This window comes from Pleomorphochaeta caudata (assembly GCF_055395745.1).
In genome coordinates, this window is the sequence record NZ_AP042458.1 from 3,046,416 (window position 1) to 3,070,502 (window position 24,087).

The following is a 24,087-nucleotide window of genomic DNA, read 5'->3' on the forward strand; positions in this document are numbered from 1 at the left end:
AAAATTTGAACTTTTTTACCTCAATATTTTTAATCTTTATAAAGAAATACTACCAACTAAATTATCAACAGATTTAGTTTTCTTATAAAATCTAGGCATCTTATCTACTAAAGTTTTTTTATCCATAAATTCATCATTTTCACTTAATGGTAATTCTATTAATTGCTTATATAAGGCACTTTTATAAATTGCGCTTATTATTTCTAAAGCTTTATAACCATCTTGAGCACTTACAATTAGATCTTCTTTTTCTTCAATTGCATTTATAAAATTTTCTAATTGAGCACTATGTCCTTCAGCTTTAATTTCTTCCATACTTTCAAACATTTTATTAAAAAATTGTTCAGCTTCTTTATCTTCTACTGGAAAACCATTATCTAATTGTTTCATACATTTCACACTCCACGGAATAGATATTGAAGCTTTTTCGCATTGAATATAAAATTCTTGCTTTTCATCATGATCATTTAAAGAAACTCCTAACTGAGCAATTGAATCTTTAAATTCTATAATCGATAAACTCGTATCTTCAACTTCAGAATTGGTATGAATATAATTTTTTATCATAGAATAAACACTAACAGGATTGCCTAATAACCAACCCATAATGTCTATTTGATGGACGCTATGATTTAAAGTGCACCCTCCACCCTCTTTTTCCCAAGTTCCTCTCCACCACAAGTCATAATAATTATTACCTCTATACCACATAGAATTAACCCTAGTATAAATAATTTTTCCAAAAACATTATTTTCCAACATTTTCTTGATTTTCATAGTATCTTTTCTAAATCTATTTTGAGAGACAATTGATAACAAAGCTGAACTGTTATTCATTGAATTAATCATTTCTTTAGCTTCAATTAAAGAAGCTGCCATTGGTTTTTCACAAATTACATTTTTATTATGTTTTAAAAAATCACATGCAACTAACTTATGAACTGATGGAGGTAAACATATTGAAACAACATCAATATCATCCCTATCTAATAATTTTTTATAATCATCAACAACTTCACAGTCTAACAAATTTTTTTCTTTAAATTCTTTTGCTTTATCAATAAATATATCGCAAATGGCTTTTATCTCACATCTATCGTTTAAATATAAATAACCTTCTAAATGGTTAATCGCAATATTACCAACACCAATTATGGCTACTCCATGTTTCATATAATTTCTCCTTTCTTCGTGAGTATAACATCAAAACAAAAACTATGCAAATATTTTGTCAAATTGTTTTGCTATACAAAAAATAAGCTTTTAATACACAATTTACAAAAAAATTGTTAAAAATAAGGAAAAATAAAAAAATCCTTGTCGTATGAAAAAAGTTGACATACTATCTTGATTTATAGCTTTAAAAAACAAAATTAATCAAAAAAATATTTTTTTTAAACTTATTTAAATCACAGTATCAAATTAAAAAGGAAATAAAAAATGAAAGAAATTTTTCAAAAAAAAGATGGACAAAATTATGCACCAAAAGCAATGAAAACTGATAAAGTATGCAACCCAGGAGAATTTATTGTTGGCGCTGATAGATTAGACCATGGACATATTTATGGCATGTGTAATGGACTTAAAGAAGCTGGAGCTACAATTGGATATGTATATGATAGTGATCCTAAAAAAGTAGACCAATTTATTAAAACATACCCTGAAGCTAAAATCATTAATAGTGAAGAAGAATTAATTGCAATAAAAGAAATTAATCTTATTGTAACTTCAGCAATTGCTAATGAAAGATATCTTATTGGTTTAAAAGCACTTGATTCAGGGAAATACTTTTTTAGTGATAAATGCCCTATGACAACACAAAAACAAGTTGATTTAGCTAGAGCCAAAGTCAAAGAGACTGGTCTAAAATGGTTCGTTTATTATAGTGAAAGGATTCATGTTGAATCTGCAATTTTTGCTGGTGATTTAATAAAAGCTGGTCGGATTGGTAAAGTTATTTCAATTAAAGGCTGGGGGCCTCACAGAATTGGGTTAGCCAAAAGACCTTCATGGTTTTATAAAAAAGAACAATATGGTGGCATTTTAACTGATATTGGATCCCATCAATTAGAACAAGCTTTATATTATGCAGGAGCAAAAAATGCTACCTATATATCTAGTAGAATTGGGAATCTAAATCATCCAGAGCATCCTGGGTTAGAAGATTATGGTGATGCAACTTTTATTACTGATAATAATATTCCTTGTTATATAAGTGTTGATTGGTTTACTCCAGATGGATTATGTACTTGGGGAGATGGAAGAATGATTATTTCTGGAACTAAAGGCTACATAGAAATCCGAAAATACTGTGATGTTGCATGTGATAAAGAAAGCGATCATGTTATTGTAGTTGATGAATCTGATGAACAGCATTATAAAGTTTTTGGGAAAGTGGGCTTTCCTTTCTTTGGAAATTTAATTAAAGAATGCCGAGGTGAAAACATTATTGCTATGGATCAAGAACATATATTTAGATCCATAGAATTAGCAATAGAAGCTGAGAATAAAGCTATTAATTTAACAAAATAAAATCCAATAATCATAAAAGAGCCATTTTGAGGATTTAAAATAAATCAAATGGCTTTTTACATGCTATAATTATAATTCAATATTTAACATATATTAAAATTAGAACGAATAAGCAAGTAAAAAAAGACGTTCTAAATATCTCTCTAGTTTAGAATTTGATATGAGTAAAACAATCAATTATTATTTAAAACAAGTTATTCAAGATGAAGGTTTACTTTTTAAAGTTATTCTAAAAAAAATTATAGAAGCATCCCAAAAGATCTAGATGAAACAAATAATATTGAAAATTTAATAGGACATTTTAATTCAGTAGCAAAATTAATGAATAAAAGAATTCTTAGCATACATAGAGCAGTTAATATTTAAAAAGGTATTACTTTTATGCAATCGAAAATACATTTAAAACTATAAAAAGAGCCTAACTATTAAATTTAGGCTCTTTATTAATTGTTAACTAAACTGTTTTTTTGTATCAAGTAAAACGATATTAGATTTAGGATTATATCTAACACCAATACTCAAAATTTTAGTCTGTTCAAAATAAAAATTATTAATAATAGATCTTCCGTAATGATAATTAGCTTCAAGAGACATTGTTTGATTTAGTTCTTGATTAATTTTTATATCATGTTCTCTTTCCCAAGGTGCGTCTTCATCAAACCAAACAGAACTACCATTTTCGATGTTATATTTAACTTTACCTTGCTCATAAAAACGCACATTATAGGCTAAAGTAGTATTTCCTAACTTTTTAAATATAGGATAACTTAATTCGACTCCAACATATACAATTCTATCTTGATAGCTATCTGGATAATCATTTGTATCAGGTCTTTTCCAATGTGGGGCGAACATTTTTGGTCTTAAAAAATCTATATCTCTTGGAGGATATAATAATTCTCCATATACTCTAATATTCTTAGTAGGTTCTATTGAAAGACCAATACAACGATCATTCATGCGCAAAAATTTATATAACACATTAAAGTCAGAATATGGTGGATTATCACCATATGGTTTTTGAACCAATTTTAACATCATATCACCATAGTGAGAACAATGATGATTTAAACCAAATCGCATAGATACTTTATCAGCTACTCTAAAAGAAAATCCTAAGAAATATATTGAATCATAGCTAAAAATACCATCAAAAGCCCCAGTATAAAAATTATGCGCTAAGCCCTGCATAGTTACATCAAATGCAATTGGACTTAAAAAAGAATCAAAATCAAAAGTACTTCTACCTAAAGATAAAGTTTCGCCTATTTTTAAATTGAACATGGAACCGGGAGGATCCAACTCGCCATTAAAATCATAAACTTCAATTACATAGTCATTTCTACCTTCTTCTTCATTCCATTTAAAATCATTTTGCAAAATTCTAGTTGGAAAACCTTCTGAGAAAGAAGAATAATTTACTGAAAATTCAGGACAACTTTTATCTGCCAAATACCCTTTATGAATTGGATCAAGTGATAATATTTCAAATTTATAATTTAAATTTGCAAATAACGAAGTAGTGATAAAAATAAGCAAAAATATGCTAGTAAATAATTTTTTTTTCACGACAAGAACCCCTATTTATATATTTATTTGTTAAGATATAATAATTTATACTCCAAACTATTATATTTGCAGTACCATTATGTGATGTACTGTTATTGGTAATTGAAAACTCATCACAAATATGGCCTCATTCTAAAATGATTAAAAAACTCTTAGAAAACAAAAGTTATCAGAAATTTTAAATTAAAAAATGATCAAGAATATAAAATAATAATCATAGGTACCGCTAAACATAAAGTAAAAATGATTAATCTTTTAATTAATAAATATCTAGGGAATAATTTACTAATTGATTATTCAATAGCTTATAAATTATTGAACTATTAGTTTTAAATTAAAAACAAAATAGCCCTATCAACAAATTAGTCAGATCAATTAAACATGACTAATTTTTCTTATTTTTTAGTCACGTATTCTAAACATGACTAGATTTTTATATAATTAAGCCATCATGTTTAACCTTGACTAATTTTCATATTTTTTAACTATTTTTTACAATACTTAGAGTTATTTCTAAATTATGTTAAAAAAAATCTATAAAAAAAGTTATTGACAAACTTATTAAAAGACTTATAATAAGTTATAACATTAAAAGGAGTTTATATGTTAAACATTGGATTTGCATTTAATTTCAATATTCAAAGATGTGAAATTGAAGTTGGAGCAGAAAATGAAATTATTCAAAAAGGCTATAGACCTTTGTTAGATTTATTTAAAAAGTATGGAATAAAATCAAATTGTTTTGTTTCTGGTTATAGTACTGAAGTGATAAGAGAAAAAGATCCTGATTTTATCGAAGAAATAAAAAAAACAAATGGTAAATATATTAGTTTAGGAACTTATACTTACACTCACCCTATCCCACAGCTTTTATTAAAAGAAGAATTTTCTAAACAAATAGAAATAGGTAAACAATGGGATAAGAATATTTTAGATACCGATACAAAAGGGTTTTTACCCCCTGAATTTGCTTATAGTAATGAAATGGCAAACATATTAATAGACAATGGTATTGAATGGTTTATAGCTTTAGCTTCTCAAATTGAATTAAGTTATGATGAACTAGGTATAAAAATAGATCCATACTTACCTTGCAAAGTAAAAGTTGACGAAAAAAAAGAAATTATTGCTGTTCCCGCTGCTTATCAATTACCTGATACTCCAGCAAGATTCTTTAAATTAATGATGAAAGGACAATTAGCCGTAGATATAGTTATTGAAGGTATAAAAAAATTCCATCAAGAACACCCAAATGGCTTATTACTCTTTAAACGGGATGCTGAAACAATCTTTATCGATGAATTTAATAGTGGCTTTGATAAAACTAAAGAGGTAATGGATGAATTCTTAAGTAAATTAAGCAAATTAGATTTTATCAAATCTGTATTTATTGAAGAAATGCTACAAAATCTTTCTAATGTTCCAGAAATTGAATTACCTGATTATTTAGGAAATACAAAAATTGAAACTTTTACTGAAGGAGCTGCTGAACATATTTGGAACTTAACTAAAGAAGTAAGAGAAAAAATATTAACTGCAGAAAAAAATTCTGTAAATCCAAAAATCATTCAAGAAGCATGGAGGCATTTATTATTATCACATAATTCAGATGGAAGAATTGGATATTGGTTCTCAAAATGGAATCCGGGTGAACATGTTGTTGCTCCGTCTAGAAGACAATTCTGTCTTGACCATCTAAAAGATGCTTTAAGTTTATTGGAATAAAATATGTTATCATTTTTTGACGTCGAAAAAATCAAATTATTAAATAAAGAAGAATGTAATTTTTCAAAAAAAGAAAATAACTATCTTAAAAATTTAGAAAACTACTTAAGTTTCAATTTGGCAGTTGATGTTAAAAAATTTAAGAGCATCAGTTTTAATAATGATTTCTCAATTGATAATATTAATGAATTTATTAGTAGATTCGGTTGGAAATTACAAGGTACTGATGGAGTTAGAGCTATTAGTGAAAACAATAGCTCTAAAGATAGAGAAGCTTTATCACTTTTTATAAAAGATAAAAAAATCACTCCTGGGTTTTGTTTTAATTATACTTTAGCAATATTAAAATTATTTGAAATAAATAATATTAATTTATCTAAAATATTTATTGGAGAAGATGGAAGAGAATTGTTAGTTAATGCAGGGCTTAAGAGAAGTATTACTAAAGCCCTGCTAATAAAAAATGTTGTTGTTGAAGATTTAAAAGTTGTGCCAACACCTCTTTTAGCAGCAAGTTCACTGATGAATGATACTTTAGCAATAATGATAACCGCTTCTCACAACCCCGCTTCTTATAATGGAATAAAAGTCTTTTATAAAGGTAAAAAACTTTATCCATTTGGAGTTTTAGGCGAATACAATTTATCAAAGATATTTTTAGATTTTATTTTTGGTAATATATGTTATAATTATTCAATTTTAGGGAAATTAAAGGACTCCTCAGACTACGCTAAAATTATTTTTAATAAAATCTTTTCAAACATTGATAAGGATAAATTATTAAAAAATCTAGAGAATAAAATCCTTCTAATTGACAGTGCTAACGGAGCATATAGTGAATATATTATAAATTATTTAAACAACATAAAAACTATTGAATATAAAGAAATAGCTTGCGACTTAGGAACTACTTTAATTAATGAAAAATCTGGTGTTGCTTTATTAGAAAATTTACCACTAGAAATAAATTATGATAATAATTATCCACCATCAATAATGAGTTTGTTTAATATAGGCCGAGAATCAAAGAAAAAAGTCTTTATGATAGTTTTAGATGGCGATGGAGATAGATGTTTTTTATTAGAATATAAAACTGAAACTGATTCAATATTAATACTAAACGGAGACCAACTTGCTTATTCATTATCTAGTCAAACTAATAATGGACAACTTACTACTACAATTGAAAGTGATTTTGAATTATGTCGTTCAATAAAAATTAACTATAAAATTGATGCAAAAATTACTTGTGTAGGAGATAGATGGTTAACTTATCAATTGGAAAAAGTAACCCCTCAATTCATTGGAACAGAGAGATCTGGACATATAATTTCTCCTCATATTATAGATGAAAAACCCTTATTAACTGGTAATGGATTTTACACTGCACTAAAAGTTTTATCAAATAAAATTGAAACCTTCGAACCTGGATTCAATAATAAAATTAGCATAATGGGATATCCCTTAGACTTATTTTATAGGGATTCAAAAAATTGGTTTGAAATTAAAAAATTAATTGAAACTGAGTTTATAAAATTTAAACTTCTGGAGAGAAAGTTTAATAATGAAATTGATTTATTATATTTTGACATTTTTGATTTTATGAAAATACAAATTGGTTGGATTTATGTTAGAAAATCTGGCACAGAACCAAAATTATCAATTGGTATATCTTCAATCAAAAATCAAAAAAAATATTTGAGAGAGATAATTAATAATTTGGAGTTTAATATAAAAGACTTCACTTAATTATAATGGAGGAAAAAAATGAGAAAAAAATTTTTACTAACGTTAATTTGTATTTTTATGAGCATATTCACTATGCCATTATTTGCAAATGGTCAAGAAGAAAGTAATTCTAGCTCTGAAGATGTTACAGAAATTGTTTATTGGCAATACTTTTATGAAACCAAAAAAAATCTTATGGATGATTTAATCGCTGAATTTGAAGCTGCAAATCCTGATATTAAAGTTGTACAACAAACTTTCCCATATGAAAATTATAATACTAAAGTTGCTACTTCTGTTCCAACAGGAAAGGGCCCTAATGTAATTAATTTATTTTATGGATGGCTACCAACTTACATGGCAGCTGGGTATTTACAACCTCTACCAGAAAATGAATTCCCTACTAGTGGAATAGAAGATAATTTCTTCCCATTAGTTAAGGCAGCTAAATTTGATGGACAATACTATGCTATTCCTACAGCAGTTAGATCATTAGCCTTATTCTGGAATAAAGATTTATTCAGAGAAGCTGGATTAGATCCTAATAGCCCACCTACTACTCTAGAAGAAACTGTAAAATTGGCTAAAGAATTAACAAAATTTGATAAAAATGGTAATTATGTTCAAGAAGGTTTTGGTCTACAGCTTAATGGACAAATCCATCATTGGATTAGAGAAATACTAATTAGACAATTTGGAGGGGCTCCTTATTCTGAAGATGGACAAATGGTTACTTATAATAACCAAGCTGGTTATGATGCATTTAAATTTGCAACAGATTTACAATTAAAAGAAAAAATTGGTATGCCAATGTTCATGACTGATGATGTTACTGCATTTAAAGCTGGAGCATTAGCTATGGATATCGATGGCTCATTTAGATTAGGAACTTATGATAAACTAGAAGATTTAGATTATGGTGTTACTACTATTCCAACTTATAATGGAATTGATTCTAACTTTGCATCATTCTGGGCAAATGGTATTACTAGTTTTACAAGTGGAAAAGAATTAGAAGCTTCTGCTAAGTTCTTGAAATTTTTAACTAGTGATGAAGTCATGGAAAGATGGTTAGCTAATGTTGGTGAATTACCTGCTAAGCCTTCTGTAGCAATGCAAGACAAATATATAAATGATCCAAAATATGGTCCTTTCCTAAAAGGTTTAACTAATGCTCATGCTACAATGTTCTATGATGAAAACGCTCAAAGACAAGTTTGGCTTGATGCTTGGGATCAAGTTGTAATTAATAATATGTCTATAAAAGAAGCTGTTGATACAGCTGCAGAACAAGAACAAGCAATCCTTGATAAGCATTTTAATAATTAGTTTGTATTACTAGTTGTTGTAACTTAGTTTTACAACAACTAGATATTACTTATCACAATAAATAGTTTATTTACTGATATTTTAAAGCAAAAATGCCAAGTAAACATCAAAAAGGTAATAAATGAAAAAAAAATATAGTTTAGAAAAAAGGAAAGAGGCTTGGGCATATGCTTTTTTGGCAGTTCCCATATTATTTTATGTAACAATAAGACTATATCCAACAATAAATGCTTTTTATTTAGCCTTTACTGACTGGGATATTGTTTCTTCTGATGTAACTTTTATTGGATTACAAAATTTTAAAGAATTATTTGAGGATACTGTATTTTTTAAAACTTTAGGAAATACCTTTAAATACGTAATAATTGGATTACCAATTAGCCTCTTATTAGGTTTTATTTTAGCATATAACATTGATAAATCTACCAGATGTGGAAGTATTTTTAAAACAGTATTTTTTATGCCATACATAACTTCAATGGTTGCTGTAGCTTGGGTTTGGAGATGGTTTTTCCAACCAGCACCTGTAGGTGTTTTTAATAATATCTTATCATTTATTGGATTACCAAACCAAGAATTCTTAAGATCTGTTTCTCAAGCTCCATTATGTATAATAACAACTACAGTTTGGGCAGATTTGGGATTCCAAATGATAATTTATCTAGCTGGAATTAAAGGAATTTCAAAACAATATTATGAAGCAGCAGAAATTGATGGCGCAAATAATTTTCAAACCTTAGTAAAAATAACATTACCCTTATTAAAACCAACTTTTATTTTTTTATTAATCACGGGAACAATAAGATACTTAAGAATTTTTACTCAAGTTTTAAATATGACATCTCAAGGAGATGGTGGCCCATTAAATGCTACAAAACCTTTAGTTTTATATATTTATAATACAGCATTCAATAGTTTCAGAATGGGATATGCTGCGGCAATGACGGTTATTTTATTTTTAATAATTTTAATAATAACGTTGATTCAATTGAGGGTTAGTAAAAGTGAAATCTAATAAAAAAATAAATACAATTAGAATAATACTTCTTTTTTGTTTTGGTATACTTATGCTTTTCCCTTTCGTATGGATGATTGCTACATCACTTAAACAAGGAAGAGAAGTTTATAGCTTATCTTTACTCGCAAAAAAACCATCATTTAATAATTACTTAAGATTATTTGAAAATAGTAGTTTCCCTATTTGGTTTTTAAATTCAGTTATTAGTGGAGCTTGGGTTACCCTATCTGTTTTATTTTTTGATTCATTAGTTGGATATACTTTTGCAAAATTTAAATTCAGAGGTAAAAGATTAGTGTTTTTATTAATATTATCAACAATGATGATTCCTACAGAAATGCTTGTTATACCTTGGTATAAAATGGCTCAAAATCTAGGATGGATGGATACCTATTGGGGGATTGTTTTCCCTGGTTTAATGTCTGGGTTTGGAGTATTTTTAATGCGTCAATTTTTTAGTACAGTACCAGATGATTTAATAGATGCTGGACGAATTGATGGTTTAAATGAATTTAAAATATGGCATCAAGTAGCGATGCCTCTCGTAAAAGCAGCATTAGCAGCTCTTGCAATATTTAGTTTTGTTGGTAACTGGAATGCATTCTTATGGCCATTAATTGTTTCAAATGAAATATACAGATACACATTACCAGTAGGATTATCCTTCTTTAGTGGAGAATTTCAGACTGAATGGGAGATGGTTATGACTGGAGCTTCTGTAGCAACAATCCCAGTTTTAATTTTCTATTTAATATTCCAAAAACAAATTATCGCAGGAATAGCACTAACTGGAGTAAAAGGTTAATTAATTAATAAAATTTAGGAGGTTAATTATGATACAAGGAATACCAATTTTAGATTTTCATTGTCACTTTCCAGTAAAAGGAGATTATTTCCCTGATTATCCAAAAAGTGAAAAAGTAAATTTTAATAATAAAGAAATTAGAGACTATGGGGAGATTTGGAGAAAAGCTTTTAATTTCCCAATTCCAGAAGAATCAAAAGATGATTTAACTATGGCTAAATTATGGATTGACGATATGGACAAGAAAAATATAGAAAAGATATGTTGGGTAAGCGGAGGAGGAAACGAAAGATTATCCAAAGTAGTTTCTCTATACCCAGATAGATTTTATGGGATGGCTCATCATCATCCTGATTCACCAAATGCAGCTGAAGAATTAGAAAAATCATTCAAAGAATTCAATATGAAAGGATATAAACTATTAGGACCAAATGTTGAAACTTCCCTCTCTGATCCAAAATATTATCCACTTTGGGAAATCTGTCAAAAATACAATAAACCAGTGTTGATACATTTTGGACTACTCGGAGCATCAGGCGGACAACCTAATGGAATTAATATTTCTCCTATGAGTATTGCAGATGTTTCTAAAAAGTTTCCAAAAGTAAATTTTGTTGTTCCTCATTTTGGATGTACATATATGCAAGAATTATTACAACTATGTTGGACTAGAGATAATGTGTGGGTTGATACAAGTGGTTCAAATCAATGGATCAGATGGATGCCATATAAATTGTCACTAGAAGATGTAATGAGAAAATTCATTGAAACTGTTGGCCCAGAAAGAATTATCTTTGCAACTGATTCTAGCTGGATGCCAAGAGGTTTTGCCTATATATATTTGGAAGAACAACATAAAAATCTACGATTCTTAGGATTAAATGATTCTGATATACATAAAGTTCTTCATCTCAATGCCGAAAGATTACTAGAGGTTTAAAATGAATGATTGTCTTTGGATAGATAATATTATTAAACAAGAACTTTTTCCAACAATGGGATGTACTGACCCTGCAGCTATTGCCTTAGCAACTGCAGGGGCTACTGGGTTGGTAAAAATTGATAATCCAATTGATAGACTTAATAATATTGAATCAATACAAATTAAATTAGATTGTAATATTTATAAAAATGCTCATTCTGCAAGAATACCAAAATTAAAATTAGCTGGAATTAATTGGGCTATTTTATTAGGAGCTTATGTTTCAAATATAAATTATAGCTTAGAAATATTCGAAGAATTGAAAAATGAAGACATTAAAAAAGTTCAACCTTTTTATTACAAAGTCCCAATCACTATTGATATAAACTACAAGAAAAAAAATATTTTTATTAAACTTTTTATTCATTGGAAAGATGGTTCTACCACAGCAGCATTAATAGAAAATTATCATAATTCAATTAAAAAATTATGGAAAAATAATAGACTTGTCTTTAAGGATAATAAAGATATTCAAAAAGAAGAAAAGGATGATGAGAACTTTAGTATTACAAAAATATTAAAAAGTATTGATGATTTATCCACAGAAACTAAGCAATTACTTTCAAAAGCTATTGAGATAAATGAAAAAGCCGCTACTTTCATACCTGAAACAGATGAATTGGGTTTAGAAATCACAAAACATTTGGAAAGTACTGAGTTTAGTCAAGCAAAAATAAAAGTAATGAAAGGAACCTATAACCGTATGAAAGGTTATCCCATTGAAATTTATGCTTGTGGTGGTTCTGGAAATCATGGAATAACAATTGCAATTGGATTAAAAAATTCGTGGAATATTATAGAAAATGATAAATCATTATTACAAGGATTTGCTATAGCAATTGTCTTCTTACACTTTTTGAAAAAAGAAACGGGTGTATTAACACCAATTTGTGGTTGTGCCTTTTCATCAGCTCTTGCATTAGGATTTGCCTTAACCTGGGGCTGGGGAGGAAACAATAAAGAAATACTACAATGCTTAAATTTAATTTCTAATACAATTGGAGGAATAATTTGTGATGGTGCTAAACCTAGTTGTGCATATAAAACAGGACTAGGAGTAGAAATTGCTATAGAAAGTGCATATAGAGCTATTAAAGGGATAAGCATTCCTGAAGGGGATGGCATTGCATGTAATAACTTTGATGAGTTTTTTGATATGGCACATAAATTACATTTTGATGCAATGAAAAACTTTGATAGTGCACTAATACAATATATGAATAACAAATGAAAATTAATCATAACATCTTAGCTATAATAGCATGTCTTTTGTGGGGAAGTGCTTTTTATGCAGGCAAAATTTGTTTAGCATACTTGAACCCTATTTTTTTAGCAGTAATTCGCCTATTTTTTGCAAGTTTAATTTTATTATTTTTTATAAAATCTAATCCAATAAAAGTATTTTTAAGAGACCCAATAAATATCATAAAATTAAGCTTATTAAAAAGCACCCTAACCTTTTTATTATTCAATTTTGGATTAAACTTAGTTAATGGATCTACAGGTGCAATAATTATTGGATTATCCCCAGTTGTTTCCATGCTATTAGCTACAATATTCATCCCTGATGATAAATTATCTAGCAGGAAAATTTTTGGAATGATTTTAGGTATTTTAGCAATTGTTTTACTAACAATAAATACAAATTATGAAGAACAAGATGGCAAAAATCAAATATTTGGGGTATTATTATTAGTATTGAATATACTATGTGTGGGGTATGGTGACATTATAACAAAAAAAAGATTTAAATCATTTTATATGCCTGATATCAATTTCATACAAAACACAATTGGTTGCTTAATTTTATTTATAATAGCAGTTACTTTCAAAAAAACTGAATTTCATTTAGTCCTTGAAAGACCCACTATTTTAATTTGGATTTTATGGTTATCAATTATAACGTCAGTCTCAGTTAGTTTGTGGTTTGAAATTGTAAATAGAGAACATGTAAAACTTACGGATATTTCAATGTGGAAACTCTTGATTCCATTAGTCGGAGCTATTTCAAATTGGATTTTAGTAAAACAAGATAAACCGACTGTATTCTCAGTATTAGCTTTATTTGGTATCATGATATCCATATTAGTGTCCTTAAAATATGCTGAAGATGATAGGAGAAGTGTATGAAACGAAATTCAAACACAATTGATTTAAGAATAGAAAATACAAAGGCAATATATAATTTTTTAAGAATTAATGGAGATAGTACAAAATCTCAAATTGCAAACGGTGTTGGTTTAACTTTTGCTTCAGCATCTAACATCTGTGGAGTATTAGAAAACATGGGAGTTATTGGTAAAACAACAACTTCCTTTTCAACTGGTGGAAGAAAAGCTATATATTATAGATTTGTAAAAGATTATTCTTGTTCTTTTATCATTGATTTACATAATACTGAACACTGTCATTTAGGATTTGTTGACTTATTAAATAATATAATTATAAAAGATACATTTCAATTTGAAGAAAATGATAATCTTGAATCAATAATGGAAAAAATTAAAATATTCTATAATAAGTTAATTAAACAAATCTCTATTCCAGTATTAGGCATTTGTGTTGGAATTTCAGCTGTATATAAAAAAGATACAGGAACTAGTATATCTAGCTCAAATCCTGTTTTTGAAGGAATAAATATTTATGATACTTTCAAAGAAGCTTTCCCAAATAAACTTGTAGTTATTGAAAACGATGCAAACCTTGCTGCACTTTCACAATTAAATTATTATCAAGAAAGACATAATTCTCTGTTCATTTTTATTACAGAAGGCGTTGGTATGGGAATTATTATTAATGGGGAATTATTCTATGGAAATGATGGTTTTGCTGGAGAATTAGGGCATTTCAAAGTTTCAGAAGTAACTAAGAAATGTAAATGTGGTAGAATCGGTTGTTTACGATTAGTTGCTACATTAAAATCAATTGCTACAGACCTTGATGAACTTGATTTATTTAATAGTTTTTCCGAATCAATTGAATATGCAAAAATACTAGCAGATCGATATGAAGAAGGCGAAGAAAAAGTTTGTCAAAGAATTGATTTCCTAGCAAAAAAATTAGGAGAAGTTGTTGCAAGCTTAACTGATATTTTCAATCCTGACCAAATCCAAATTGGAGGCAATTTTGATAGATTATTCCCTCTAATTAACCCTATAATTCGACAAGAATTTAGAAAAATATCAAAACTCGCTAAAACCTCTACTACACGAATAGTTTGTATTAATAGTAGTGTTGGTGAATTGATGTTAAAAGGTGGTGGAGAAAGATTTTTCCATGCTTGGCTCAATAGTGGAGCAATGGATTTCAGTGAATAAAACACATTATTAAAATTATCTAAAAATAAATTATTAAAACTTTTATATTTATTGGAGTACTATCATGATTAACATTAGAATACATCATTTTTTTGATATAATTAGAGATTATGGCAGTGGTAAAATAATTCAACCTCACCCATATGGACATTCTTTGCATTTAATAAGTCAAAAAATTACTTCAGGAAAAATAAAAGAAATGCGTTTAGTTATTGAATGTGATGCTATTTGTGAAAATTGTAACAAATTAGTTGATAATCATTGTATTGATACTATATCACATAGAAAAGATTTCAAATCAAAAGAACAATTTAATAACTATCTTGATAATAGAATCATGGAAACTCTTGGATTAAAAAAAGGACAAACTATTACTTGTACTCAACTAATTAAATTATATAATCAATATCTAGATAACATTGATTATATTTATCTAGGAAATGATACAGAGCATACAAAAATTAGAGCAGCTAATGTTAAAAAAGGTATTAAGTTAATGCAATCAAAAAAGCTTTAATATTATAATATTTCGTAATTTTGAACCATTTTTTTTTGCATAATGCTCAACCATTTCAAACAATAGAATGATATATTATTAATTCATAACTCATTCAAAATAAACATACATTAGGGATAAAGAATAAACTATCAACAAATATAAAAAACGATAAACCATTATTCAATTATTAGAATATGATTTATCGCTAATTTAATTTACTACTTTTTATTTTAATTATTTATAGCATTTAACTTTATCTTCTGTATTAAATAGATCTATTTTGTGATACATAACTTCTTTCATTGCAGCAATACAAGGAGTATAAATATCTGCTGATTCTCTTAGAGATTCATTTTTTAATACTTCTCTACATTTTTTATAAAAAGCTGTTTTAATATCACTAGAAATATTAATTTTTTGTACGCCATTAGCAACAGCTTCTGCAATTTCTTTATCTGGATTATCACTACCACCATGTAAAACTAATGGAACATCTGTAATTAATCTGATTTCTTTTAATAAATCTATTCTTAGTTTTGGTTTCATATCTTTTGGATATAGTCCATGACCTGTTCCAATTGCTATAGCTAAAGTATCAACATCTGTTGCTTCAACAAATGCTTTTACATCTTCAGGTTTTGTATAAATAATATTATCTGTACTAGCTATACCATATTCACCAGTTCCACCAATTGTTCCAAGTTCTGCTTCAACACTTACATTTACTGCATGTGCTGCTTCAACAACTTTTTTAGTTACTTCAATGTTTTCTTCAAATGGTAATTCTGAAGAATCAATCATAACTGAAGTAAATCCAGCTCTAATAGCTCTCATAACCTGATTGAAAGATCCACCATGGTCTAGATGAATACAAACAGGGAAGGAAGCTTTTTGAGATTCATCAATAGCATATTTAATGAAACTATCTCCAACAAACTCTAATTCATCTGGATGAATAGCAATAATAACTGGAGCTTGTTTTTCTTCACAAGCTTCAATAATACCCTTTAAAATCATGCTACTGCTTGTATTAAAAGCAGGTACTGCAAATTTGTTTTCTTTTGCTACAGCTAAAAGATCTTTCATGTTCATTAACATAATATTTTCTCCTATATCCTAATTTTACTTTTTTAATAAAATCTATTTTAAATTTTGTTATCATAGATTTTTAACTATCATTAAATTTTTTACTTTTAGAAATTACATAAAGTTCTTAATCTATCTTCTACATAAGGTTGAAGTTTACTTTGAACAAATTCAGGCATATCTATTATTTTTACAGGGTCTTTATTTTCCCTATTTACTTCAATAAATTCTTCTACAGCCTTGAAATATAACTTTAAAAAATCTGTTCCAAGATTAAATTTGTTTATACCATTAGAAAATGCTATTTTTAATTGATCATCTGGAATTCCACTTCCACCATGTAATGCTAAAGCTGTTTCTGTAGCATTATTTATGGCAATCAATCTATCTATATCTAAATTTGGTGCAGTAACATACTCCCCATGCGCATTACCTATAGAAATTGCTAAACTATCAACTCCTGTTTCAGAACAAAATTTTACTGCCGATTCTACAGTCGTAAAATAATCTTCTAATTTGTTATCTGATGTACTAGCAGAACCTACATGACCAATTTCACCTTCAACACAAATACCTTTTGCATGAGCTACTTCAACAACTTTTTTTGTTAAAGCAATATTCTCTTCAATAGGTTTAATAGAACCATCAAACATAACTGAACCAAAACCAGCATCAATAGACTTCATTACAGATTCATAAGTAAAATCATGATCCATATGAACAGATATTGGTACTTCAACTTCATTTGCTAACTCTTTAACCATTTCAGCAAAAGTCTTTCTACCTGTAGTATGTTGAATTGTAATATGTTCTGGATATAACATAATCATAGCAGGTGTATTTGTTGCTTCTGCGGCATATACAACTGTCCTCGCCATTACGTAATCCATACAAATAAATCCAATTACTGCTGTATTTTTCTCTTTTGCTAGCTCTAATTGAGCTTTAACATTAACTAACATATTTTCCTCCAAAAATACTTTTATTTTTTAGGATTCTTAATTAAACCAATAAGTAATCCACCAGCAAAGAAATCACCCAACCCCACAATAGTTGGATTTTCTAAATAATCTAAATCAAAACTAGGAATACATCCCACTTTTCCATTTAAAGAACTTTCTAACTTATTACAAAATTTTGATGGTTCAATTTCTAACTTATGATTAAGAATTTCATCAAATTCTTTTTGTCCGAAATCATCACCATATTTGAATCTAGTAGAAGCCATTGCAATTCCATATTTTAAAGCAGGCTTTATAATATTTGAATTTTTACCATAAACTAAGGCCCAATATTTAGAGTGAACTATCAAATTATCAAAACCTGTTTTTTCGTAAACATATTTTATAGCGTCTGATACTTCTTCAACATTTAGAATATCTATTTTCTTATTGTAAACGTCTTGTAATTCCTCTTCATTCATACTTAACATATCTGCATATGGTTTTAATTCTTTATGAACAATTGCTTTAAAGTCATCTTTTACATAGTGACCATCTTCTAAAACAACCCAGGTTGAAGGCCTTATTTTTTCAGCATTAGTTTTAACTTTTTTTAAAACATTTTCTAATACTGATAATTCTAAAACTTCACTAAAACAAGACATCAATAGAGCTTCAGTATTATCAAGAGCTCCAGCTTGAATTGGTGGAATTTTCATATTTATGCTATCTAAATCATTTGAAATCATGATCCTATTTCTATTATTAGTGATAAACGAAATATCATTAACTTTAACTTCTAATCCTTTTGGATATTGTAAAATTACATGAGGATATACTTTTTCAGCACCAGAGGTTTCTAAATAATTACAAGTCACAAGATTTGGCATGCGTTCTTTAAAATATTTATTATAGTTACACATATATACACTATTTGGAATTTCTAATTTAGAAATAGCAATAGAAGCTCTAGTTGCTGTTCCTCCAATAGTAATCTCATAATCAAAATTATTGGCAAATTCATCACATAATGATGGATAACTTGGAATTACTTCTCCACCTCTTCCAATCTTCATGTAATATAAACAATTAATTATTAACTCTTTAATTGAAGATACAGAATTTATCAATTTAATATCTGAATCAATAATTTGATTCTTAATTATCAAGTTTTTAAAAATTTCATAATCCCAACTTAATTCATAATCTATACAAGTATGATATCCAGTTACAATTTTATTATGCATTAAATACATCTCCATTTTTTAGTTAATTAAATTTTTCAGCCTTCTTTTTAAAAGCTTGAAATATCAAGAAAATACCTAAAAGTACGATTCCAGGAACAAAACTAAAAATAAAAACTTCAAGTATCAAAGTATTTGACACTTCACCAATTTCACTAATATTTTGTAAAGCTAAGAAATAAAGCCCCACAATTACTGAATATAAAATAAATATTGAAGGTAAAATTATTCCAACATATTTGTTTTTTCTTGTGCAAAATAATATTTGTAAAAAAATCAACCAAATATAAAACAATGGATTAGATAAAACATATCTAATAATTTCACCAAAATTAAAATTCATCCTATATATCCTTTTTTACAAATCATTATTATTTTGCTCTTTAATTAACCCTTAACAGCTCCAGCAGAAACACCAGCGATAAAATATCTTTGGAAAAATACGAATAGAACTAATATTGGTAAACTTCCTAAGAAACTCATTGCCATCATTTGATTCCAGTCATAGCTGTGTTGTCCCATTAATAAGTTAATACCAACTGTTACAGTTCTCATCTCTATTGTTTTTGTAAGTACTAAAGCAAATAAATATTCGTTCCAAGATTTCATAAAAGTATACATACCAACAGATACTATTCCTGGTAATGATACTGGCACTAATATTCTCCAAAGAACTAACATTCTTGATCCACCATCAATCATGACAGCTTCATCTAATTCTTGAGGAATTGTGTTAAAATAACCTGTTAACAGCAAAATACAATATGGTAAAGTAAATACAAGATAAGTTAAAATAAGAGCCCAATATGTATTAAAGAGTTTCATTGTAACAATAAGACTAATATAAGGAATCATTAATACAATACCAGGTACTGCTTGTACACTTACAATAAATGTATTAAGAACTTCTTTACCTTTAAATTGGTATCTACTAAAAGCATATGCTGCCATTATTCCAACAACAAGAGTAACAATAACTACTACTATAGCAACAAAATAACTGTTAAAGAAAAATCTACTCTTTTCAGGATCACTTAAAACTTTTTGATAAGCATGAAAACTAAAACTCTCATCAATAAATTTTGGAGGCCACATAAACATATTTACATTTGACTTAAATGAAGAAAGTAGCATCCATAATACAGGAAATCCTGCGAAAAAAGCTCCTAAAAGAAGAAGAATTGATAATAATACTTTTGTTGATTTTTTTTTCTTTCCTATCATAATAACTATTACCTTTTCAAAGAATTTTGGTATCTTGCATATACAAATGCAACTACACTACATAGAATCAATACAATTACTGCAGCAGTGGAAGCTATTGCATATTCACTTCCATAGAATACCTTTTTGTAAATATAGACACTAAGAGTAGTAGTACTATTTACAGGACCACCTCCAGTTAACATCCATAAAACAGCAAAAACTTGTATTGTCCAAACAAAATCTAATAAAGCAATACTAATTAAGATTGGTTTTAATTGAGGAATTGTTATATGAACAAATAATCCCCATTTACCAGCTCCATCAATTGTAGCACTTTCAAATAACTCTCCAGGAATACCTTGAAGACCAGCTAGAATACTAATCATATAAAATGGATATCCTGACCAAATATTAATAACAGTAACTGTTAATAAAGCTCGACTTCTTAAACTAAGCCATTGAGTATCTTTAGTGGCGACATTAAGCATAGATAATAGATAATTTACGATTCCTTGAGGTTGGAGCATTAACTTCCACAATACAGCGACAACAGATGCTGTAAAAATCCAAGGCATGAAATAAATTACACGTACAATTGTTTTTGTTGTAGAATCAAAATAATCTGAGTTTATTAATAAAGCAAAACCCATCCCAATTACGAGGTGCCCTATAACACTTATGCTCACAAAAATAATAGTATGAACTATAGCATTCCAAAATTCGCTATCACTTAGAACTGTTACATAATTTTCAAGACCTACAAATTCTGGATTCCTAGTTACTACTGCATTATTCAAAAAAGAGTAACTAATTACCATTGCTATAGGGATTATCAATAAAACAGTTATTATGATTGCGGTTGGTGTTAAAAAAGCATAAGGTTCTATCTTTCTTTTCAATTGCTGATTTAAAATCAATTCAACCCTCCTAAACTTTTAACAAGTGCAAAATTTTATTCTGCACTTGTTAATTTAAAGTGATAATTAAAATTAATTATTATAAACGCTATCAATAGAATCTTGTACATCTTGTAAGTAATCTTCTACAGATACACTACCTTCCATGTAAGGAATTAAAGCATTAATAAAATCAACCATAATTACATTTGCTTTTTTCATTCCAGTAAATTCATTAATTGGGAATCCTTGTGCAAACATTCCATAAACATCTTGGAATACAGGGTCTGAAGCACTATAATCAGGATTTGCTAAAGAACTACCAGGGAAAGCTGATTGAGTTTCAGCTAGACCAGCATTAATTTCACTACCAAATAAGTATTCAACAAATGCTAAAGCTTCTTCTTTATGTTCACAAGATTCAGTGATACCTACAGCCCAACTAGCTACACACATACCACTCTTTCCAGTATAACCATCTCTTACAGGAACGCCTAAAGTTGCAATTTCCATATTAGGATTATCATCTCTCCAAGCTTGTAAAACAGCCATTGAGTTAATAATAAATGCTACTTCACCACTGATAAATTTAGAAGTCATATCTTGTTCTGTTAAAGCACTCATACCAGGAATTAAATAACCTCTTTCATATAATGCTTTATAGAATTCAGCAAATTCAATTAAATCTTTATTACCAGCAACTTTATATTCACCATTTTCATCTTTCATTGTAATATCTGATGCCCAAGCATAACCCATATATACATTTTGAATACCTGAAGGAGATGCTGTTGATAAATTTAGTGCAAATGGATAATAACCATGAGCAGCAATAGCATCACAAACATCTAAGAATTCAGACCATGTTTCAGGTAATTTATCTACACCAGAATCTTTTAATATATCCATATTAACAAACATAGGATATGCAAAGTTCAATACAGGTAGTGCATAAGCGCTTCCTTTAGCTCTCCATTGGTCTGTGAACAATGATTGATCAGTACCTTCGGCACTCATAAGGGTAGATAGATTAGTTAACACTCCTTGATCAGCAAAATCATATAACCAACTACCGTCAACACTAATAATGTCTGCAACTGTATTTGAAGAAATACCTGACATAATTGCTGTTTTTGTATCAGCAAATGGTGCACTTAAAAGTTTTACTCTAACACCAGTTTGTTCGTAGTATTCATCCACAATGTTTTGCATATATCCATCCGGAAGCTCAACAGCCCACCATTGTTGGAATTCAATAACTACTTCATCACTCTTTGATTCAGAAGAACCTGCAGCAAAAAGATTACTTGTTGCAAATAAAGAAACTAACAACACTACTAACACAGTTTTGAAAAATTTAAAATTTTTTTCCATTACTAAATCTCCTCTTTTGTTTATTTGTCTTAAGTTTACCTTACCTTTTCAATTTGTCAAGTTAAAAATGAAAATAAATGAATAATATTTATGTTCGTATTGTTTGTTATTTTTATTGACAGCTTAAGAACTTTAGCTTAATATATATATAGTTATTTGATAACTTAAATTAGGAGGGGCTCCTATGAGCGAAAAATATGCTAACCCACGACAAAAAGAAATATTGAAACTATTATTAACTAATAATAATATTCAAGTCGCTGAACTAGCCGACAAATTAAATGTGACTCAAGCGACGATAAGAAGAGATTTAACTAAGTTAGAATCATTAGGGAAACTATATAGAACTCATGGGGGAGCAATCCTAAAAGAACAAACTGTTTCATGGCTTTCAACAACACTTGAAGAAAGAATGAAATCAGATGTTAAAGAAAAAGAAGATATAGCTAAATCCATTTTACCTTATATAGAAGACTCTGAAACTATTATGATGGATGGTGGTAGCACAAATATGGCTATCGCGAAAGAATTAGCACAACATAAACAAAATTTATTAATTATTACTAATTGCCAAGCTATTGGTGATGTATTTATAAAAGATGAAGACTCAACAAACAATGTATATATTATTGGTGGAGAGTTATTATATGGTACTCAAAATACTGTAGGCCCAATAGCTGAAAGGAATCTAGACTTATTTAAAGCTGATAAATCAATAATTAGTATTACTGGAGTACTTATTGATGAAGGACTTTTTACAGCATCTCCACAAGAATCTGAAATCAAAAGGCTAATGATTAAAAACTCAAAAACTAACATCATTGTATTTGGGGTTTCAAAAATTGGTGTTCCAGCTTTAAGCAAATGCAATAATTTTGAAAATATTGATTTAATCATTACCAATAAAGATATAGAGCTAGAGCATCTAAATAAATTAAAAACTAAAGTTAACAAAATAAAACTTGCATAAAATAGTAATCATAAAAAATTATTATTTAAATTTTGATTATATTAAGGATTATATATAAACTATAAACAAATAAGGCGATTTAAATGTTAAGTTGTAAAGATAGACGAAAAGAAATAATAAATTTACTTAAAATAAATAATCAAATTTCAATTGATGAACTTGTTTCTCATTTTAATGTTACAGAACAAGCAATTTATAGAGATTTAAATTATTTAGAAAAAAACAATAAAATTAATAGAACCTCTAAAGGTGCAATTTCATCTCAATTAGATGAAATACAACGTTCATTAAATTTAAACTCTAAAGAAAGCCTTTTTATTAATGAAAAAGAATCTATTGCAAAATTCACATCAACATTAATCAATAATGGAGATAGTTTATATATTGCAGGAAGTAGCACAACCCTATTACTTGCAACAAATCTAATTGATAAAAAAAGATTAATTGTTTTAACAAATACTGATAGAATTGGTTCTATCATAAAAAAAGAAAAGAAAAACAGAGCTATACTAATTGGAGGACATTTATTAAAAAATACTCACACAACAGTCGGCAAATTAGCTGGATCTGTTATTTCTCAACATAAAGTTAATAAAACAATAATTGGCGTACATGCTATTGATATTAAAAATGGTAAATTTTATATAAATATAAAAGACGAAGTTCCTATTATGCAAGAAATGATAAAAGCTGGTAGCGAATTAATAATACTTGCTGATAGTTCTAAATTAAAGAATGATAAAAATTATTTTATTTGTGATTATACAATAAACAAAAAAATCACATTAGTTATTGACAATGGTATTTCTAAAGAAGACAAAACTATTTTAGAAAAATATAATATAAATGTGATAACGGTTTAATAA

Annotated in this window: 22 protein-coding genes; 13 read left to right on the plus strand and 9 right to left on the minus strand. The window is 28.0% G+C overall.

All coding sequences use genetic code 11. The annotated features are described in order from the left end of the window. Window positions 1-36 precede the first annotated feature (36 nt). Window positions 37-1,173: a Gfo/Idh/MocA family protein gene (locus ACZ5RS_RS13980; protein WP_464636471.1), complete on the minus strand. Its 1,137-nt coding sequence runs from the start codon at window positions 1,171-1,173 to the stop codon at window positions 37-39. A gap of 267 nt (window positions 1,174-1,440) precedes the next feature. Between ACZ5RS_RS13980 and ACZ5RS_RS13985 the strand changes: the two genes are divergently transcribed. Continuing rightward, window positions 1,441-2,532, plus strand: coding sequence for a Gfo/Idh/MocA family protein (locus ACZ5RS_RS13985; protein WP_464636473.1), 1,092 nt, complete (start codon window positions 1,441-1,443; stop codon window positions 2,530-2,532). A 450-nt stretch (window positions 2,533-2,982) separates the two neighbouring features. Here ACZ5RS_RS13985 and ACZ5RS_RS13990 read toward each other — a convergent pair whose 3' ends face one another. After that, on the minus strand, window positions 2,983-4,101 hold the full coding sequence (locus ACZ5RS_RS13990; protein ID WP_464636474.1) for a hypothetical protein: 1,119 nt from the start codon (window positions 4,099-4,101) through the stop codon (window positions 2,983-2,985). 603 nt (window positions 4,102-4,704) lie between these two features. On the opposite strand from ACZ5RS_RS13990, the gene ACZ5RS_RS13995 reads away from it, so the two are divergent. From ACZ5RS_RS13995 to ACZ5RS_RS14040, 10 genes are all read left to right on the plus strand, one after another. Continuing rightward, on the plus strand, window positions 4,705-5,826 hold the full coding sequence (locus ACZ5RS_RS13995) for a polysaccharide deacetylase family protein (protein WP_464636476.1): 1,122 nt from the start codon (window positions 4,705-4,707) through the stop codon (window positions 5,824-5,826). Window positions 5,827-5,829: 3 nt separating this feature from the next. After that, window positions 5,830-7,575 carry a phosphohexomutase domain-containing protein gene (locus ACZ5RS_RS14000; RefSeq protein ID WP_464636478.1) on the plus strand — a complete coding sequence of 582 codons (1,746 nt, stop codon included), beginning with the start codon at window positions 5,830-5,832 and terminating at the stop codon, window positions 7,573-7,575. A gap of 18 nt (window positions 7,576-7,593) precedes the next feature. After that, the gene (locus ACZ5RS_RS14005; RefSeq protein ID WP_464636479.1) at window positions 7,594-8,883 is read left to right on the plus strand and encodes an extracellular solute-binding protein; all 1,290 of its coding nucleotides are present in this window, start codon (window positions 7,594-7,596) and stop codon (window positions 8,881-8,883) included. 121 nt (window positions 8,884-9,004) lie between these two features. After that, window positions 9,005-9,898, plus strand: coding sequence for a carbohydrate ABC transporter permease (locus ACZ5RS_RS14010; protein WP_464636481.1), 894 nt, complete (start codon window positions 9,005-9,007; stop codon window positions 9,896-9,898). Beyond that, the gene (locus tag ACZ5RS_RS14015; RefSeq protein WP_464636483.1) at window positions 9,888-10,706 is read left to right on the plus strand and encodes a carbohydrate ABC transporter permease; all 819 of its coding nucleotides are present in this window, start codon (window positions 9,888-9,890) and stop codon (window positions 10,704-10,706) included. The genes ACZ5RS_RS14010 and ACZ5RS_RS14015 overlap by 11 nt, the downstream gene beginning before the upstream one ends. Window positions 10,707-10,734: 28 nt before the next feature. After that, window positions 10,735-11,646, plus strand: a complete 912-nt coding sequence (locus ACZ5RS_RS14020) for an amidohydrolase family protein (protein WP_464636484.1) — start codon at window positions 10,735-10,737, stop codon at window positions 11,644-11,646. Between the two features lies 1 nt (window position 11,647). Then, on the plus strand, window positions 11,648-12,919 hold the full coding sequence (locus tag ACZ5RS_RS14025) for an L-serine ammonia-lyase, iron-sulfur-dependent, subunit alpha (protein ID WP_464636485.1): 1,272 nt from the start codon (window positions 11,648-11,650) through the stop codon (window positions 12,917-12,919). Continuing rightward, window positions 12,916-13,818, plus strand: a complete 903-nt coding sequence (locus ACZ5RS_RS14030; protein WP_464636487.1) for a DMT family transporter — start codon at window positions 12,916-12,918, stop codon at window positions 13,816-13,818. Before ACZ5RS_RS14025 ends, ACZ5RS_RS14030 begins: the two co-directional genes overlap by 4 nt. Beyond that, window positions 13,815-15,005, plus strand: coding sequence for an ROK family protein (locus tag ACZ5RS_RS14035; protein WP_464636489.1), 1,191 nt, complete (start codon window positions 13,815-13,817; stop codon window positions 15,003-15,005). The genes ACZ5RS_RS14030 and ACZ5RS_RS14035 overlap by 4 nt, the downstream gene beginning before the upstream one ends. Before the next feature lie 64 nt (window positions 15,006-15,069). Then, on the plus strand, window positions 15,070-15,522 hold the full coding sequence (locus tag ACZ5RS_RS14040) for a DUF1284 domain-containing protein (RefSeq protein ID WP_464636490.1): 453 nt from the start codon (window positions 15,070-15,072) through the stop codon (window positions 15,520-15,522). A 216-nt stretch (window positions 15,523-15,738) separates the two neighbouring features. On the opposite strand, the gene ACZ5RS_RS14045 is transcribed toward ACZ5RS_RS14040, so the two are convergent. The 7 genes from ACZ5RS_RS14045 to ACZ5RS_RS14075 form a co-directional block, all read right to left on the minus strand. Continuing rightward, window positions 15,739-16,602, minus strand: a complete 864-nt coding sequence (locus ACZ5RS_RS14045) for a ketose-bisphosphate aldolase (RefSeq protein ID WP_464636492.1) — start codon at window positions 16,600-16,602, stop codon at window positions 15,739-15,741. A gap of 95 nt (window positions 16,603-16,697) precedes the next feature. After that, window positions 16,698-17,552 (minus strand): class II fructose-bisphosphate aldolase, encoded by an 855-nt coding sequence (locus ACZ5RS_RS14050; RefSeq protein ID WP_464636494.1) that lies wholly within the window; start codon window positions 17,550-17,552, stop codon window positions 16,698-16,700. A gap of 20 nt (window positions 17,553-17,572) precedes the next feature. Then, entirely contained in the window at window positions 17,573-18,778 is a 1,206-nt protein-coding gene (locus ACZ5RS_RS14055) for an ADP-dependent glucokinase/phosphofructokinase (RefSeq protein ID WP_464636495.1), read from the minus strand. A 22-nt stretch (window positions 18,779-18,800) separates the two neighbouring features. Continuing rightward, window positions 18,801-19,118 (minus strand): hypothetical protein, encoded by a 318-nt coding sequence (locus ACZ5RS_RS14060; protein WP_464636497.1) that lies wholly within the window; start codon window positions 19,116-19,118, stop codon window positions 18,801-18,803. Window positions 19,119-19,162: 44 nt separating this feature from the next. After that, window positions 19,163-19,999 carry a carbohydrate ABC transporter permease gene (locus ACZ5RS_RS14065; protein ID WP_464636499.1) on the minus strand — a complete coding sequence of 279 codons (837 nt, stop codon included), beginning with the start codon at window positions 19,997-19,999 and terminating at the stop codon, window positions 19,163-19,165. A gap of 8 nt (window positions 20,000-20,007) precedes the next feature. Beyond that, window positions 20,008-20,898, minus strand: coding sequence for a carbohydrate ABC transporter permease (locus ACZ5RS_RS14070; RefSeq protein ID WP_464636500.1), 891 nt, complete (start codon window positions 20,896-20,898; stop codon window positions 20,008-20,010). 72 nt (window positions 20,899-20,970) lie between these two features. Next, window positions 20,971-22,251 carry an ABC transporter substrate-binding protein gene (locus ACZ5RS_RS14075; protein ID WP_464636502.1) on the minus strand — a complete coding sequence of 427 codons (1,281 nt, stop codon included), beginning with the start codon at window positions 22,249-22,251 and terminating at the stop codon, window positions 20,971-20,973. 184 nt (window positions 22,252-22,435) lie between these two features. On the opposite strand from ACZ5RS_RS14075, the gene ACZ5RS_RS14080 reads away from it, so the two are divergent. Further along, window positions 22,436-23,221 (plus strand): DeoR/GlpR family DNA-binding transcription regulator, encoded by a 786-nt coding sequence (locus ACZ5RS_RS14080; protein WP_464636504.1) that lies wholly within the window; start codon window positions 22,436-22,438, stop codon window positions 23,219-23,221. An 83-nt stretch (window positions 23,222-23,304) separates the two neighbouring features. Continuing rightward, entirely contained in the window at window positions 23,305-24,084 is a 780-nt protein-coding gene (locus ACZ5RS_RS14085; RefSeq protein WP_464636505.1) for a DeoR/GlpR family DNA-binding transcription regulator, read from the plus strand. Window positions 24,085-24,087: the final 3 nt, after the last annotated feature.